This is a genomic window from Amycolatopsis sp. NPDC033938, from assembly GCF_055575975.1.
The window spans coordinates 432,119-447,215 of sequence record NZ_JBVIRO010000002.1; the positions used below are offsets into that span (position 1 = coordinate 432,119).

Annotated in this window: 15 protein-coding genes; 11 read left to right on the top strand and 4 right to left on the bottom strand. The window is 69.1% G+C overall.

Features of this window, described 5'->3' with window-relative positions; all coding sequences use genetic code 11:
- The first annotated feature begins 1 nt into the window (after nt 1).
- Nucleotides 2-139, top strand: a complete 138-nt coding sequence (locus ACZ5ZX_RS08810) for a hypothetical protein (protein ID WP_465501408.1) — start codon at nt 2-4, stop codon at nt 137-139.
- Between the two features lie 251 nt (nt 140-390).
- Here the strand turns inward: ACZ5ZX_RS08810 and ACZ5ZX_RS08815 are convergent, their stop codons facing one another.
- On the bottom strand, nt 391-1,044 hold the full coding sequence (locus tag ACZ5ZX_RS08815) for an ACT domain-containing protein (RefSeq protein ID WP_465501409.1): 654 nt from the start codon (nt 1,042-1,044) through the stop codon (nt 391-393).
- 257 nt (nt 1,045-1,301) lie between these two features.
- On the opposite strand from ACZ5ZX_RS08815, the gene gatC reads away from it, so the two are divergent.
- Genes gatC through ACZ5ZX_RS08835 form a run of 4 tightly spaced genes read left to right on the top strand, consistent with a single transcriptional unit; the run spans nt 1,302 to nt 5,116 of the window.
- Entirely contained in the window at nt 1,302-1,601 is a 300-nt protein-coding gene (gene gatC / locus ACZ5ZX_RS08820; protein WP_465501410.1) for an Asp-tRNA(Asn)/Glu-tRNA(Gln) amidotransferase subunit GatC, read from the top strand.
- Complete coding sequence (gene gatA / locus ACZ5ZX_RS08825; protein WP_465501411.1) at nt 1,598-3,115, top strand: Asp-tRNA(Asn)/Glu-tRNA(Gln) amidotransferase subunit GatA; 1,518 nt, start codon at nt 1,598-1,600, stop codon at nt 3,113-3,115. Before gatC ends, gatA begins: the two co-directional genes overlap by 4 nt.
- The gene (gene gatB, locus ACZ5ZX_RS08830) at nt 3,112-4,617 is read left to right on the top strand and encodes an Asp-tRNA(Asn)/Glu-tRNA(Gln) amidotransferase subunit GatB (protein WP_465501412.1); all 1,506 of its coding nucleotides are present in this window, start codon (nt 3,112-3,114) and stop codon (nt 4,615-4,617) included. Before gatA ends, gatB begins: the two co-directional genes overlap by 4 nt.
- Complete coding sequence (locus ACZ5ZX_RS08835) at nt 4,610-5,116, top strand: hypothetical protein (protein ID WP_465501413.1); 507 nt, start codon at nt 4,610-4,612, stop codon at nt 5,114-5,116. The genes gatB and ACZ5ZX_RS08835 overlap by 8 nt, the downstream gene beginning before the upstream one ends.
- A gap of 10 nt (nt 5,117-5,126) precedes the next feature.
- Here ACZ5ZX_RS08835 and ACZ5ZX_RS08840 read toward each other — a convergent pair whose 3' ends face one another.
- A complete protein-coding gene (locus ACZ5ZX_RS08840; protein WP_465501414.1) occupies nt 5,127-6,350 on the bottom strand; it encodes a PQQ-dependent sugar dehydrogenase in 1,224 nt (407 codons plus the stop codon).
- A gap of 62 nt (nt 6,351-6,412) precedes the next feature.
- Between ACZ5ZX_RS08840 and ACZ5ZX_RS08845 the strand changes: the two genes are divergently transcribed.
- From ACZ5ZX_RS08845 to ACZ5ZX_RS08855, 3 genes are all read left to right on the top strand, one after another.
- Nucleotides 6,413-7,318, top strand: coding sequence for a 2-hydroxyacid dehydrogenase (locus ACZ5ZX_RS08845; protein ID WP_465501415.1), 906 nt, complete (start codon nt 6,413-6,415; stop codon nt 7,316-7,318).
- A gap of 32 nt (nt 7,319-7,350) precedes the next feature.
- On the top strand, nt 7,351-8,175 hold the full coding sequence (locus ACZ5ZX_RS08850) for a DUF72 domain-containing protein (RefSeq protein ID WP_465501634.1): 825 nt from the start codon (nt 7,351-7,353) through the stop codon (nt 8,173-8,175).
- A 103-nt stretch (nt 8,176-8,278) separates the two neighbouring features.
- Nucleotides 8,279-8,821: a DoxX family protein gene (locus tag ACZ5ZX_RS08855; protein ID WP_465501635.1), complete on the top strand. Its 543-nt coding sequence runs from the start codon at nt 8,279-8,281 to the stop codon at nt 8,819-8,821.
- Between the two features lie 124 nt (nt 8,822-8,945).
- Here the strand turns inward: ACZ5ZX_RS08855 and ilvD are convergent, their stop codons facing one another.
- Both ilvD and ACZ5ZX_RS08865 read right to left on the bottom strand, forming a co-directional pair.
- Nucleotides 8,946-10,790, bottom strand: coding sequence for a dihydroxy-acid dehydratase (gene ilvD / locus ACZ5ZX_RS08860; RefSeq protein WP_465501416.1), 1,845 nt, complete (start codon nt 10,788-10,790; stop codon nt 8,946-8,948).
- A gap of 73 nt (nt 10,791-10,863) precedes the next feature.
- Nucleotides 10,864-11,334: a PH domain-containing protein gene (locus ACZ5ZX_RS08865; protein WP_465501417.1), complete on the bottom strand. Its 471-nt coding sequence runs from the start codon at nt 11,332-11,334 to the stop codon at nt 10,864-10,866.
- A 322-nt stretch (nt 11,335-11,656) separates the two neighbouring features.
- On the opposite strand from ACZ5ZX_RS08865, the gene ACZ5ZX_RS08870 reads away from it, so the two are divergent.
- The 3 genes from ACZ5ZX_RS08870 to ilvC are packed head-to-tail and all read left to right on the top strand — an operon-like array spanning nt 11,657 to nt 15,091.
- A complete protein-coding gene (locus tag ACZ5ZX_RS08870) occupies nt 11,657-13,531 on the top strand; it encodes an acetolactate synthase large subunit (RefSeq protein WP_465501418.1) in 1,875 nt (624 codons plus the stop codon).
- Entirely contained in the window at nt 13,528-14,034 is a 507-nt protein-coding gene (gene ilvN, locus ACZ5ZX_RS08875) for an acetolactate synthase small subunit (protein ID WP_034315713.1), read from the top strand. The genes ACZ5ZX_RS08870 and ilvN overlap by 4 nt, the downstream gene beginning before the upstream one ends.
- A 43-nt stretch (nt 14,035-14,077) precedes the next feature.
- Nucleotides 14,078-15,091 carry a ketol-acid reductoisomerase gene (ilvC, locus tag ACZ5ZX_RS08880; RefSeq protein ID WP_125786780.1) on the top strand — a complete coding sequence of 338 codons (1,014 nt, stop codon included), beginning with the start codon at nt 14,078-14,080 and terminating at the stop codon, nt 15,089-15,091.
- Nucleotides 15,092-15,097: the final 6 nt, after the last annotated feature.

Below are 15,097 nucleotides of genomic sequence, written 5' to 3' on the forward strand. Positions count from 1 at the left end.
CGTGGATTCCTCGCCGCGGAAGACAGTGCCGGTGATCACCACCGCCGACATCCTGGCGTTGGAAGGGGTCGGCTGGGAAGCGGATCTGGACGAGATGCGCGATGACTTCCCGGATCGCAAGTGGTGCGATACCCCCTGACCAACGCTGCCTGATCGACAGCTCGGTGTTGATCCCGCCATCGCGGCGGTGGCGGTACGGCACAAGGCCGTCCTGATCCACAAAGACGCCGACTATGTGCGTATCGCCGAGGTCGTGCCCGAACTCCGCGCCGAGGCGATCTTCGACTCGTGAGCCGCCCTGCCTGACGCGCCATGAAAGGTCCTTTCCTTGCAAATTTTGCAAGGAAAGGACCTTTCATGGCGCGTGTGAGGGTCCCGGTAGCGCGGAGGTCAGCTGTCCAGCACGACGGCGACGATCCCCGCGAAGTGCGCCAAGCGCGCCACCTCGGCGGCACGGAAGTTCGGCCCGCCCGGCCGGGCGACCAGCAGCGCCTTCCCGGGCTTCCCCAGCGGCGTGGCCGCCAGTTCGGTGCCCAGTTCCTTCCACGTCTCCGGGATCCACGCCTCCTCGGCGTCGAGGATGGTGGCGCGTTCCAGCGGAAGCCATGGCAGGTCGGTGATCGGCGTCTCGGGGGCGGCGCTGGACGACGCCAGCCGGATCGCGCCCGACTCGGCGTGTTCGACGACGACGGCCCAGCCCGCCCGGATGATCCGCGGCACGCCTTCGGCGAGGATCTCCAGCCCCGAAGCGGGCTTCGCGGCGATCTCCTCGACCAGTTCGAGTTCGCGATGGGTGTCCAGGACCCCGGCGTACGGACGGACGGCGTCGACCTCGACACCGTCGACGCTTTCGGCGGCGGTGATCAGCGCGTCCGGAAGCCTGCCGGAGGGGATTTCGACGACGAGGTCGTCGACGGCGATACCGCCGCCGCGTTCGACCACGTCCACGCTCAGGATGTCGGCGCCGACGGTGCCGAGCGCGGTGGCGACCGCACCGAGGGTCCCCGGGGTGTCCGGTAATTGGACCCGGATCAGGAACGACACACGCGCCCCTCTCGCCTCAGGCGTTCCAGCCTCGCCGTGGAACGCGCTACGCCGGGCGCCGATTGTGACAGACCGGACGATGTAATGGGGCCTGCCATCCGGTCTGCGGGATAACGAACCAGGCACTCCTTACCCGAAGTGCCCTACCCCGAGCAGGAGGCGGGCCGCGGCATAACCCAGTCGAGTACGCCGACGCCGCCACCATAGACTTGCAGCTTCCGACAGAACCCGCACAGCACACCCCGGGAGTCACCCGCGTGCCCAACATTTCCCGCGACGAGGTCGCACACCTCGCCAAGCTTGCCAGGCTTGCCGTCACCGAAGAGGAGCTGGACGTCTTCGCAGGCCAGCTCGACCAGATCCTGGACTCGGTGGCCAAGGTGAGCGAGGTCGCAGGCGAGGATGTCCCGCCCACGTCGCACGCCGTGCCGCTGACCAACGTCTTCCGTGACGACGTCGTCCGAGGAGGGCTGACCCAGCAGCAGGCATTGGCCGGTGCGCCGGCCGCCGAAGAGGGTCGTTTCCGGGTGCCGCGGATTCTGGGAGAAGAACAGTGACCGAACTCATCAAACTGACCGCCGCCGAGCTGGCGGACAAGATCCAGTCCCGCGAGGTCTCGGCCGTCGAGGTCGCCAAGGCCCACCTGGACCGGATCGCCGAGGTCGACGACCACATCCACGCGTTCCTGCACGTCGACACCGAGGGCGCGCTCGACGCGGCCCGCGCGGTGGACGTCGACGTCGCCGAGGGCAAGGCGCCGAAGTCGCCGCTCGCCGGTGTCCCGCTGGCGCTCAAGGACGTGCTGACCACCAAGGGCATCCCCACCACCGCGGGCTCCAAGACGCTGGAGAACTGGATCCCGCCGTACGACGCCACCGTGACGCGCAAGCTGCGCGAAGCCGGTGTCGTGGTGCTCGGCAAGACCAACATGGACGAGTTCGCGATGGGCTCCTCCACGGAGAACTCCGCGTTCGGCCCGACGCACAACCCGTGGGACCACGCCCGTATCCCGGGCGGTTCCGGCGGTGGCTCGTCGGCGTCCATCGCGGCCTTCGAAGCCGCGATCGCGATCGGCACCGACACCGGTGGCTCGATCCGCCAGCCCGGCGCGGTCACCGGCACCGTCGGCGTGAAGCCGACGTACGGCGGCGTCTCCCGCTACGGCCTCATCGCCTTCTCGTCGTCGCTGGACCAGGCCGGTCCCTGCGCGCGGACGGTGCTCGACGCCGCCCTGCTGCACGAGGTCATCGCCGGATACGACCCGATGGACTCGACCTCGATCGACGCGCCGGTCCCGCCGGTGGTCGCCGCGGCCCGCCAGGGCTTGACCGGTGACCTCAAGGGCGTGCGCGTCGGCGTGGTGAAGGAATTCGCCGGTGACGGCTACCAGCCCGGCGTGCTGCGGTCCTTCGAGGCCGCGGTCGAGCAGCTGCGCTCGCTCGGTGCCGAGGTCGTCGAGGTCTCGTGCCCGAACTTCACCTACGCGCTGCCCGCGTACTACCTGATCGCGCCGAGCGAGTGCTCGTCGAACCTCGCGCGGTTCGACGCCATGCGCTACGGCCTGCGCGTGTCCGACGACGGCGCGCACAGCGCCGAAGAGGTCATGTCGCTCACCCGCGAGAAGGGCTTCGGCCCCGAGGTGAAGCGCCGCATCATGCTCGGCACGTACGCGCTGTCGTCGGGCTACTACGACGCCTACTACGGCTCGGCGCAGAAGGTCCGCACGCTCATCACGCGGGACTTCGAAGCCGCGTACGAAAAGGTGGACGTGCTGGTCTCGCCGACCACGCCGACCACCGCGTTCAAGATCGGCGAGCGGGTCGACGACCCGATGGCGATGTACCTGGCGGACCTGTGCACCATCCCGTCGAACCTCGCGGGCAACGCCGCGATGAGCGTCCCGAGTGGACTGTCGCACGAGGACGGCCTGCCGGTCGGCCTGCAGATCATGGCCCCGGCGATGGCCGACGACAGGCTGTACCGCGTCGGCGCCGCCTACGAGGTCGCGCGTGACGCCGCCAACGGCGGCTCGCTGGTGCACGAGGTTCCGGAGCTGGGAGGAAAGAAGTGACCGCCGTGGTTGAGTTGATGGACTACGCCGACGTCATCGAGCGGTTCGACCCGGTGCTGGGCCTCGAGGTGCACGTCGAGCTGAACACCAACACCAAGATGTTCTGCGGCTGCGCCAACGAGTTCGGCGGCGAGCCCAACACCAAGGTGTGCCCGACCTGTCTCGGCCTGCCCGGTGCGCTGCCCGCGTTGAACGGCAAGGCCGTCGAGAGCGCGATCCGGATCGGGCTCGCGCTCAACTGCGAGATCGCGCAGTGGTGCCGGTTCGCCCGGAAGAACTACTTCTACCCGGACATGCCGAAGAACTTCCAGACCTCGCAGTACGACGAGCCGATCGCCTTCAACGGCTACCTCGACGTCACGCTGGACGACGGCGAGGTCGTGCGCGTGGAGATCGAGCGCGCGCACATGGAGGAGGACACCGGCAAGTCGCTGCACGTCGGCGGTGCCACCGGCCGGATCCACGGCGCCGAGCACTCGCTGCTCGACTACAACCGCGCCGGCGTGCCGCTGATCGAGATCGTCACCAAGACGATCGAGCACACCGGGGGGCGTGCTCCCGAGGTCGCACGGGCGTACGTGAGCGCGCTGCGGGATCTGCTGCAGGCACTCGACGTCTCCGACGTCCGCATGGACCAGGGTTCCCTGCGCTGTGACGCGAACGTTTCGCTGATGGCCAAGGACGCGACAGAGTTCGGTACGCGGACCGAGACCAAGAACGTCAACTCGCTGCGCAGCGTCGAGCGCGCCGTGCGGTACGAGATGACCCGCCAGGCGGCGATCCTCGCCGAGGGCGGCTCGATCAAGCAGGAGACGCGGCACTTCCAGGAGGCCGACGGCACCACGTCGCCCGGCCGCACCAAGGAGACCGCCGAGGACTACCGGTACTTCCCGGAGCCCGATCTGGTGCCGATCGCGCCCTCGGCCGAATGGGTCGAGGAACTGCGCAAGACGCTGCCGGAGATGCCGTCGGAGCGCCGCAAGCGCATCCAGCGCGAGTGGAACCTGACCGACGAGGCACTGCGCGACCTGCTCAACGTCGGCGCGGTCGACCTGGTCGCCGCGACCGTCGAGGCGGGCGCGACGCCGGACGAGGCCCGCAGCTGGTGGGTCAACACGCTGGCGCAGGAGGCCAACTCCCGCGAGATCGAACTGGCGGAGCTGGCGATCACCCCGGCGCAGCTGGCCGAGGTCATCGCGCTGGTCAACTCCGGTGAGCTGACCAACAAGCTGGCCAAGGAGGTCGTGCAGGGCGTGCTCGCCGGCGAGGGTTCGCCGTCCGAGGTCGTCGAGAAGCGCGGCCTGAAGGTCGTCTCCGACGACTCCGCGCTCATCGCGGCGGTCGACGAGGCGCTGGCCGCGCAGCCGGACATCGCCGAGAAGATCCGCGGCGGCAAGGTGGCCGCGGCCGGGGCGATCGTCGGCGCGGTCATGAAGGCCACCAAGGGCCAGGCCGACGCCAAGCGCGTGCGCGAACTGATCGTCGAGCGAGTCGGTGCCTGAGCTCGCACTGAAAAAGGTCACCTGGCGTGAGTGGCTCGGCCTCGCGGCCGGGCTGCTCGCGCTGGTGGCCTTGTTCCTGCCGTGGACGACGCTGACCGCGGCGCGCCCGGAGATCGAGGACGCGCTGACGACGTTGCCTGCCGACGACGTCACGCGTGACGCGTGGCACGCGGGTTTCCTCGCCTGGGCGCCGCTCTTCCTGCTTTTCCTGCCCGGACTCGCCGTCGTGCTGTTCGGCCGCGTCGACGCCGTCCGCCGCGCGGGCCTGCCGCATCTTTGGCTGATGGCCGCCATCGGCGCGCTGCTGCTGATGCTGCTCGGCTGGGTCACCCTCGACTGGCAGTTCAACGCAGACCAGCGTGGGATCTTCTCCGCGGCGGGGATCGAGATCGGGACCGGCCTCGGCCGCTACCTCGGCCTGCTCGCCGCCGTCGTCTCGGCGGTGGCCGCCTTCTTCGACGTCCGGGTCCTGCGCGCCGAGACCCGCACCCGCCGCTGACGCGGGTGGATCAGTCCTTGCCGCCCCCGCCGCCACCGATCGACGGCGAGATGAGGACCACGCGGTCGTCGCTCGACACCGGCGTGCCGCCGTCCTTGTTGACGGTTCCCGCCACGGCCAGCTGCGGGTTGATCATGCTCATCGAGGACAGGCGGCCGAAGGTCTTCGGCGGTTTCCCGGTCTTGCCGTCCAAGGTGACACTGGGTTTGCCGGTCACCGCGCCGTCCGGGGTGACCGGCAGGTTCTGCATGTTCCCCGCGACCGACGTCGTCACGTACAGGTAGCCGATGGCGCCGACGAAATCCGCACAGCCCGCGACACCGGGCTTGTCCGGCCAGCTCCACGCCGGGGTGGTCAGCGGCTGACCCGCGCGAAGCCGGTAGACGACGTCCTTGTCCGCCAGCCTGTCGGTCAGCCACAGCCGGGAACCGGCCTGGTCACGGCAGAGCCCGCCGGGGGAGTGCACGCCGGTCGAGAAGACGGCCGAACCCGCTGTCGGGTTGCCCGGCGCCGGTTTGCCGGAGGTGTCGATGCGCAGCACCTTCCCGGCCAGCGACGCCGGATCGGCCGCGAGCCTGGCGTTGCCCGCGTCACCGGTGGCGACCAGGAGCGCGCCCTTGGCGTCGGTGCCGATCGCGCCGCGGTTGCCGGTGGCGCCCTTGGGAATGCCGGTCAGCACCGGTTTCGGCGCCTGCCCCTTCGCCAACCGCACGACCCGGTTGTCGGTCGGGGTGGTGATGTAGGCGAAGACGAGCTGGTCTTCCGCGAAACCGGGTGACAGGGCGAGCGAGGTGAGGCCACCGTCGCCGGAACCGTCCACCGGGACGGTCGCCCAGGCGGCCGGGTCCTTACCGGCGGCGGCGAGCAGGATGCGGCCGCTCTTGCGTTCGCCCGCGAGCGCGCTGGGCGCGCTGCCGTCGCCGGGGATCGCGGCGACGGCGGCCACGGTGTCCAGGCAGGTCGCGAGCACGACCTTGTCGAAGTCCTTGCAGCCCTGCGGCGGCGGAACCGGGGTGGGCGTCTGATTCGGTCCGCTGCCGCGGCCGGGACCGGAGTCGCCGGCTTCACCACCGGGCCCGGCCTGCGGCGGGGACTCGGGGGACGGCGGATTCACCGGGGTGAAGGTCTGCCTGGCCGCCGTGTCGTCGAATTTGGCGCAGCCGGAGAGCACGAGTGCGCCGCAGGCCAGCAGAGCCAGCGGCGAAGTCCAGTTCCGCCGGTACCGGGTACGCACCGGACCAGCCTAGGTGGGCATGCGTGAGCCAGGGGTAAGCGGTAGTGGATACCGTGGTGATCATGACCGTTACCGTGCTGGTGCCCGACGAAGAGGGTGTGACCGCGCTTTCGGAGATCGAAGGCGTGCGTCCGGTGGTGTACCGACAGGGAGAACCGGTTCCCGCCGAAGCCGCCGAGGCCGAGGTCCTCGTGACCGGTGGACAGCCGACCGAGGCGATGTGGCGCGATCTGCCGAACGTCAAACTCGTGCAGCTGCTGGTGGCGGGGGCCGAGGACTGGATCGGCAACGTGCCGGACGGCGTCCTGCTTTCGACCTGCCGCGGCGCGCACGGCGGAAGCTCGGCCGAATGGGTCGTCGCGGTCCTGCTGGCGATGTACCGCGGTCTCCACGATTTCGCCGACGGCCAGCGACGGAAGCGGTGGGAACGCCGGACGACCGACACGTTGCAGGGCAAACGGACGCTCATCGTCGGTGCCGGTGACCTCGGCAGGCAGCTGCGTCGACGGCTGGAGACGTTCGACGTGCGCTGCACGATGGTCGGCGCGACCTCCCGCGAGGGGGTGCACGCCGTCGGTGAACTTCCCCAGCTGCTGCCCGAACACGACGCCACGGTGCTGATGGTGCCGCTCACGCAGCACACCCGCGGTCTGGTCGACGCGGAGTTCCTGGCCGCGATGCCGGACGGGGCGATCCTCGTCAACGTCTCGCGAGGGCCGGTCGTGCGCACCGACGCGCTCGTCGCCGAACTGGCTTCGGGCCGTCTCCGCGCCGCCCTCGACGTCACCGATCCCGAGCCGTTGCCCGACGGGCACCCGCTCTGGGACGTGCCGGGGCTGCTGCTGACCCCGCACGTCGGGGGCGCGGTGAGCGGGGTGCGGCAGCGCGCCTACGCGGTGGTGGCCCGCGAACTGAGCCACTATCTGAGCGGGGAGCTGCCGAAGAATCTGGTCCACGGCGAATACTGATCGGCGTGGCGAAACTTCATGTCGGTTGCGCGATGTGGGCGCACAAGGCGTGGGCCGGGCGGTTCGTCCCGCGGTCGACGGCGGCGGGGGAGCGCCTCCGGGCCTACGCCGGATGGTGCGACGCGGTCGAGGGCAACACCACCTTCTACGCGACCCCCTCCCGGGACACCGTCGCGACGTGGGCGCGGCAGATCGATCCCGGCTTCCGGTTCCTGGTCAAGCTGCCCAAGGTCGTCACGCACGAGCGACGGCTCACCGGTGTCGAGACCGAGATGCGGACGTTCCTGGACGCGATCGAGCCCCTCGGCGACCGGGCGATCCTGTGGACGCAGTTGCCCGCCTCATTCGGCCCGTCGGACGTCGACACCCTCGGCCGTTTCCTGCGCCGTCTCCCCGCCGGCCTCCGGCGTGCCGTGGAGGTGCGCCATCCCGGCTTCTACACCGACGCCCAGTCGACCTCGGTGCTGGAGAGGATCCTCACCGGCCTGAGCACCGAGTGGGTGCCGTTCGACACCACGGTCTTCTTCCAGCGCCCGCCGACCAGCGAGATCGAGCGGGAGACCTGGACCAAGAAACCCCGGCTGCCGCGGCGGACGCGGGCGCTGACCGACCGGCCGATCGTCCGCTACCTCGGCCGCGACTCGACCGAGGAGACCGTGCGGGGGTGGGAACCCTGGACCGAGGTGGTCGCCGACTGGCTGCGCGCGGGCCGCTCGCCGACGGTCTTCGTGCACACCCCCGACAACGACGACGCGCCGGCGCTCGCCCGCCGGTTCCACGACGACGTCCGCGCCCTGGTACCCGGTCTCGACCCGTTGCCCGTGCCCGAACCGGTCGAGCCCGCGACCCTGTTTTGATCCGGCCCTGTTTTGATCCGGCGCAGTGAATCGTGGCGGGTCAGTCGCCTGAGGCGCCCGTTTCCCCTACTCTTCGCGCGTGAGCGATGACTACCAGACCAGCATGATCTCGGACGTGGCCGACCCCGACGGCGGCCCGAACCCGGTGGAGACCAGGGGCGGGATCGATCTCGGTCTGCTCGTCCTGCGGGTCGTGCTCGGCGTGACCATGGGCGCGCACGGGCTCCAGCACCTCTTCGGTGCCTTCGGCGGGCCCGGGGTCGGTGGCTTCGCGAGGGTGCTCGGCAACCTCGGCTACACCAGCCAGACCACGCTGCTTTCGTGGATCACCGGCATCAGCGAGGTGCTCGGCGGAGCGCTCGTCCTGGTCGGCCTGTTCACCCCGATCGGTGCCGCCGCGCTGCTCGGGGTCTGCGCGAACATCGTGTACGTGAAGTTCAGCGGCGGGTTCTTCCAGAAGGAGGGGCAGGGCTTCGAGTTCGAACTCCTGCTGGGCGCCGCCTCGCTGACCGTCCTGCTCGCCGGGGCCGGGCGGATCGCGCTGGACGTCAACACCCCGTGGCGGAAGCGGCCGCTCTCGTTCGGCCTGATCGGCCTCCTGTTCGCGGCCGCGGCTTCGGTCGTGGTGATCGTCCTGTGCCGCTGACCGGCTGCGCTTAGTAGACTGAACGCGCGAGTTCCGCCCACCGCGCGTGCTATGAAAGGTCCTTTCCTTGCAAAATTTGCAAGGAAAGGACCTTTCATAGCAGCCGGAGGTACCGAGGAACGGCCTACTTGTTCGGGTCGCGCACGGCGCCGGTGTCGGCGGAAGTCGCCATCCGCGCGTAGGCCCGCAGCGCGGCGGTGATCGGCCGGTCCCGCGAGACCGGCTGCCACGGCCGCTCGCTCGCCTCCATCTTCGCCCGCCGCTCGGCCAGCACGTCCGCGTCGACGAGCAGTTCGAGACGGCGCTCGTGGACGTCGAGCAGGATGCGGTCGCCGTTCTGGACGAGGCCGATCGTCCCGCCCGCGGCGGCTTCGGGGGAGATGTGCCCGACGGAGATGCCCGACGAGCCACCGGAGAACCGGCCGTCGGTGATCAACGCGCACTTCTTGCCGAGGCCGGAGCCCTTGAGGAACGCCGTCGGGTGCAGCATCTCCTGCATCCCCGGGCCGCCCGCCGGACCCTCGTACCGGATCACCAGCACCTCACCGGGCTGGATCTCCTTCTTGAGGATGGCCGAAACCGCCTCCTCCTGGCTTTCCAGCACCCGCGCCGGGCCCTCGAAATGCCAGAGTTCTTCGTCGATGCCCGCGGATTTGATGACCGCGCCGTTCTCGGCGAGGTTTCCGCGCAGGATCGCGAGCCCGCCGTCCTTGGTGTAGGCGTGCTCGACGTCGTGGATGCAGCCGTTCTCGGCGTCGGTGTCCAAAGAGGACCAGCGGTTCTCGGTGGAGAACGCCTCCGTGGTCCGGACGCCGCCGGGCGCCGCTTGGAACAGCTCGATCGCCCGCTCCGACGGCTCCTTCGCGCGGATGTCCCAAGTGGACAGCCAGGATTCGAGGTCCGGCGAGTGCACGGAGTGGACGTCGGTGTTCAGCAGCCCGCCGCGGTACAGCTCACCGAGGATGGCCGGGATGCCGCCGGCGCGGTGGACGTCCTCCATGTGGTAGTCCGAGTTCGGCGCGACCTTCGACAGGCACGGCACCCGGCGGCCGATGGCGTCGATGTCGTCGATGGTGAAGTCGACCTCGCCCTCCTGTGCGGCGGCGAGGATGTGCAGCACCGTGTTGGTCGAGCCGCCCATCGCCATGTCGAGGGCCATCGCGTTCTCGAACGCCTTCTTCGACGCGATCGAGCGCGGGAGCGCGGATTCGTCGTCCTGTTCGTACCAGCGCTTGCAGAGTTCGACGACCGTGCGCCCCGCGTCCTCGAACAGGGCCCGGCGGGCGGCGTGCGTGGCGAGGGTGGACCCGTTGCCCGGCAGCGACAGCCCGAGCGCCTCGGTCAGGCAGTTCATCGAGTTCGCGGTGAACATCCCCGAACACGAACCGCAGGTCGGGCAGGCGGAACGTTCCACAATGGACAGACCGTCCTCGTCGACCTCGCTGCTGGCCGACGCGGCGATCGCGGTGATCAGGTCGGTGGGCGCCTGCGCGACCCCGCCGACGACCACGGCCTTGCCCGCCTCCATCGGCCCGCCGGAGACGAACACCACCGGGATGTTCAGCCGCATGGCCGCGTTCAGCATGCCCGGGGTGATCTTGTCGCAGTTGGAGATGCAGACCAGCGCGTCGGCCTGGTGCGCGTTCACCATGTACTCGACCGAGTCCGCGATGATCTCGCGCGAGGGCAGCGAGTACAGCATTCCGCTGTGCCCCATGGCGATGCCGTCGTCGACGGCGATCGTGTGGAACTCGCGGGCGACACCGCCCGCCTCCTTCACCGCGCCGGCCACGATCTCGCCGAGATCCTTGAGATGCACGTGCCCCGGCACGAACTGGGTGTAGGAGTTCGCGATGGCGACGATCGGCTTGCCGAAGTCGCTGTCGGTCATCCCGGTGGCGCGCCACAGCGAGCGCGCGCCCGCCGCGTTGCGGCCGTGGGTGGTGGTCCGGGAACGGAGTGGGGGCACGGCTGACTCCAAGGTTCGGGGTGGGACCAGGGCCTGGCCGGACGGGCCGGCGGCCAAACTGGTCCTACCAATCTTACTCCCCGGAACCCTCGGTCTTTTCCGGAGCCGTCTCCTTTGCCGCCTCGATGTCGTCGGTGAGCCCGGACGGATCGGCCATATGGCCCGCGCTGACCAGCGAGATCACCGGAAGATGACGGGTGCGCACGGCGGGCAGGGCGACCTTGGTCTCGTCCTTCAGCACCGCCTGCACCTTCGCCTTGTCGGTGATGGCGAGGCCCTTGAGTGAGGACCACGGCAAATCCCGCCGACCGAACATCGTGCGGACCTCCAGGCCGTTCGCCGTCGCGGTCGTGCGGGTCCGGATCACGAACACCGCCAGCGCGATCGGGAAGAGGTAGAGCCACTGGAGGTACGGCACGTCGCCGAACGCGACAGGCGTCACACAAACGACGAGAAAAGCGATCGCCAGCAACGCCGTGTTCGGGATTTTGAAGACGGCCTTACGGGCCTCGTTCGCCTGTTCCTGCTGCTTTTCTTCTGCCACGTCAAAGATGGTGCACCGCGGCCTTGCAGGCCCCGAACGCGGGTCGTGCGACGGGGCGGCGGTGTCCAGCATGCGGAATCGCCGTCCCGCAGAGTTGACACTCTTGACGGGGACCGGCTAGCTTCACTCTCGTGACAACGCAGACCGGCCTCGTACTTCCCAAGCGCGTCGACGCTTAGGGAAGTCTCCGCTGCGTCGACGCGCGACCCTCGTGCGACCACTCCGGTCGGCGGGGGTTTTTTGTTGCCTGGAACAATTTCAATCGCCGAACCAGCCAATGAATACCCGAACGAGTGACTAGACAAGACGAGGCATACAAGCGATGACTAGTGCCACCTCGCGAGCTGATGCGAACTCCGGTACCGCTGGAGCCCGACCCAAGCCGGCGCCGCCCGCCGGGACCCCGGTGCGGGTCACGGGCGCGCAGTCGCTCGTCCGTTCGCTCGAGGCGGTGGGCGCGGAAGTCGTGTTCGGTATTCCCGGCGGCACCATTCTCCCGGCGTACGACCCGTTGCTCGACTCGACGAAGGTCCGCCACGTCCTGGTCCGCCACGAACAGGGCGCCGGCCACGCCGCCACCGGATACGCGCAGGCGACCGGCAAGGTCGGGGTGTGCATGGCCACGTCGGGTCCCGGCGCGACCAACCTGGTCACCCCGCTGGCCGACGCGAACATGGACTCCGTGCCGGTGGTCGCCATCACCGGGCAGCAGTCCCGCGCGCTGATCGGCACGGACGCCTTCCAGGAAGCCGACATCTGCGGCATCACGATGCCGATCACCAAGCACAACTTCCTGGTCACCGACCCCATCGACATCCCGCGCACCATCGCGGAGGCCTTCCACCTCGCCTCGACCGGCCGCCCCGGCCCGGTCCTGGTGGACATCCCCAAGGACGTCCTGCAGGAGATGACCTCCTTCTCGTGGCCGACGGAGATGCGGCTGCCGGGTTACCGACCCACGCTGCGCCCGCACGGCAAGCAGGTCCGCGAGGCCGCCCGTCTGATCAGCAAGTCGCGCCGCCCCGTCCTCTACGTCGGCGGTGGCGTGATCAAGGCCGACGCCTCGCGTCAGCTGATGGAACTGGCCGAGCTGACCGGGATCCCGGTCGTCACCACGCTGATGGCCCGCGGCGCCTTCCCCGACTCGCACCCGCAGCACCTCGGCATGCCGGGGATGCACGGTTCGGTCGCCGCCGTCGCCGCGATGCAGCGCGCGGATCTGCTGATCGCCCTCGGCGCCCGCTTCGACGACCGTGTCACCGGGCAGCTGTCCTCGTTCGCCCCGGACGCCGCCATCGTCCACGCCGACATCGACCCGGCGGAGATCTCCAAGAACCGCAAGGCGGACGTGCCGATCGTCGGTGACTGCGCGGAGATCATCACCGAGCTGATCGAGGCCGTCCGCGCCGAGACCGACAAGTCCGCGAAGCCGGACCTGAAGGACTGGTGGACCCAGGTCGGTTCCTGGCGCGACGATTACCCGGCCGGTTACGAATGGCCCGAGGACGGAACCCTTTCCCCGCAGTACGTCATCCAGCGCATCGGCGAACTCGTCGGCCCGGACGCGGTCTACACCGCGGGCGTCGGCCAGCACCAGATGTGGGCCGCGCAGTTCGTGAAGTACGAGAACCCGCGCACCTGGATCAACTCCGGCGGGCTCGGCACGATGGGCTTCGCCGTCCCCGCCGCGATGGGCGCCAAATTCGGTGTCCCGGACAAGCAGGTCTGGGCCATCGACGGCGACGGCTGCTTCCAGATGACGAACCAGGAACTGGCCACCTGCGCCATCGAAGGCGCGCCGATCAAGGTCGCCGTCATCAACAACGGCAACCTGGGCATGGTCCGCCAGTGGCAGAACCTCTTCTACTCGGAGCGGTACTCCAACACCGACCTCGGTACCCACAAGCACCGCATCCCCGACTTCACCCTGCTCGCGGAGGCGCTCGGCTGCGCCGGGCTCCGCTGCGAGACCAAGGAGGACGTCGACGCCACCATCCGGCGCGCCATGGAGATCAACGACCGCCCCGTCGTGATCGATTTCGTGGTGGGGAAGGATGCCCAGGTGTGGCCCATGGTGGCCGCGGGCACCGGTAACGACGAAATCATGGCCGTGCGCGGAATCCGCCCGCTCTTCGACGACGACGAGGTCGCAGCCGAAGCGGAGATCAACGCGGCGGCAGAAGGAGAAGCCCGATGAGCGTGCACACCCTGAGCGTTCTGGTGGAGAACAAACCCGGTGTCCTCGCGCGGGTTTCCGGACTGTTCTCCCGGCGCGGTTTCAACATCGAATCCCTCGCCGTCGGGCCCACGGAGAACCCCGAGGTGTCCCGGATGACGATTGTGGTCGCCGTTGAGGAGCTACCGCTCGAACAGGTGACCAAACAGCTCAACAAGCTGGTCAACGTCATCAAGATCGTGGAATTGGAAAAGTCCACAGCCGTGCAGCGCGAACTGCTGCTCGTCAAGGTCCGGGCCGACAACACCGTGCGCAGCCAGGTCCTCGAGACGGTGCAGCTCTTCCGCGCGAAAGTGGTGGATGTGTCCCCGGAGGCGCTCACCGTCGAAGCCACCGGCACCTCGGACAAGATCGGCGCCCTGCTGCGGATGCTGGAGCCCTATGGCATCCGCGAACTGGTCCAATCCGGAATGGTCGCGGTCGGCCGGGGCGCCCGGTCCATCACCGCCACCTCCGCCCGTTAAAAGTCTTGAATTCAGTAAGTCAGGAAAGGAAGTAGTACCCCTCATGGCAGTGGAAATCTTTTACGACGACGACGCGGACCTTTCGATCATCCAGGGTCGCAAGGTCGCCGTGATCGGCTACGGCAGCCAGGGCCACGCGCACTCGCTCAGCCTGCGCGACTCCGGCGTCGACGTCCGCATCGGCCTGCCCGAGGGCTCGAAGTCGCGGGCCAAGGCCGAGGAGCAGGGGCTCCGCGTGCTCACCCCGGCCGAGGCCAGCGCCGAAGCCGACCTGATCATGATCCTCGCGCCGGACACCAAGCAGCGCGCCATCTACGAGAAGGACATCGAGCCGCACCTCAAGGACGGCGACGCGCTGTTCTTCGGCCACGGCTTCAACATCCGCTACGACCTGATCAAGCCGCCGTCGAACGTGGACGTCGCCATGGTCGCCCCGAAGGGCCCGGGCCACCTGGTCCGCCGCCAGTTCGTCGACGGCAAGGGCGTCCCGGCGCTCATCGCGGTCGAGCAGGACGCCTCCGGCAACGCCCAGGCGCTCGCGCTGTCCTACGCCGCCGCCATCGGTGGCGCCCGCGCGGGTGTCATCAAGACGACCTTCACCGAGGAGACCGAGACCGACCTCTTCGGCGAGCAGGCCGTTCTCTGCGGTGGCGCCTCCGCGCTGGTGCAGACCGGTTTCGAGGTGCTCACCGAGGCGGGCTACGCCCCGGAGATCGCCTACTTCGAGGTGCTGCACGAGCTGAAGCTGATCGTCGACCTCATGTACGAGGGCGGCATCGCGCGCCAGCGTTACTCGATCTCCGACACCGCCGAGTACGGCGACCTGACCCGCGGCCCGCGCGTCATCTCGCCGGCGGTCAAGGAGGAGATGAAGAAGATCCTCGGTGAGATCCAGGACGGCACCTTCGCCCGCGAATGGGTCGCCGAAGACGAGGCCGGACGGCCGAACTTCACCAAGCTCGAGGAGCAGGGCAATCAGCACCCGATCGAGGAGACCGGCAAGAAGCTGCGCGACCTGATGTCGTGGGTGGACCGGCCGATCACCGAGACCGCCTAGTTGTCA

What these genes read in the sequence shown, in the direction of transcription:
- ilvC (WP_125786780.1), top strand. Translation starts at nt 14,078, where the DNA reads ATGGCAGTGGAAATCTTTTACGACGACGACGCGGACCTTTCGATCATC.
- ACZ5ZX_RS08850 (WP_465501634.1), top strand. Translation starts at nt 7,351, where the DNA reads ATGTGGGCGCACAAGGCGTGGGCCGGGCGGTTCGTCCCGCGGTCGACG.
- ilvN (WP_034315713.1), top strand. Translation starts at nt 13,528, where the DNA reads ATGAGCGTGCACACCCTGAGCGTTCTGGTGGAGAACAAACCCGGTGTC.
- ACZ5ZX_RS08845 (WP_465501415.1), top strand. Translation starts at nt 6,413, where the DNA reads ATGACCGTTACCGTGCTGGTGCCCGACGAAGAGGGTGTGACCGCGCTT.
- ACZ5ZX_RS08855 (WP_465501635.1), top strand. Translation starts at nt 8,279, where the DNA reads ATGATCTCGGACGTGGCCGACCCCGACGGCGGCCCGAACCCGGTGGAG.
- ACZ5ZX_RS08870 (WP_465501418.1), top strand. Translation starts at nt 11,657, where the DNA reads ATGACTAGTGCCACCTCGCGAGCTGATGCGAACTCCGGTACCGCTGGA.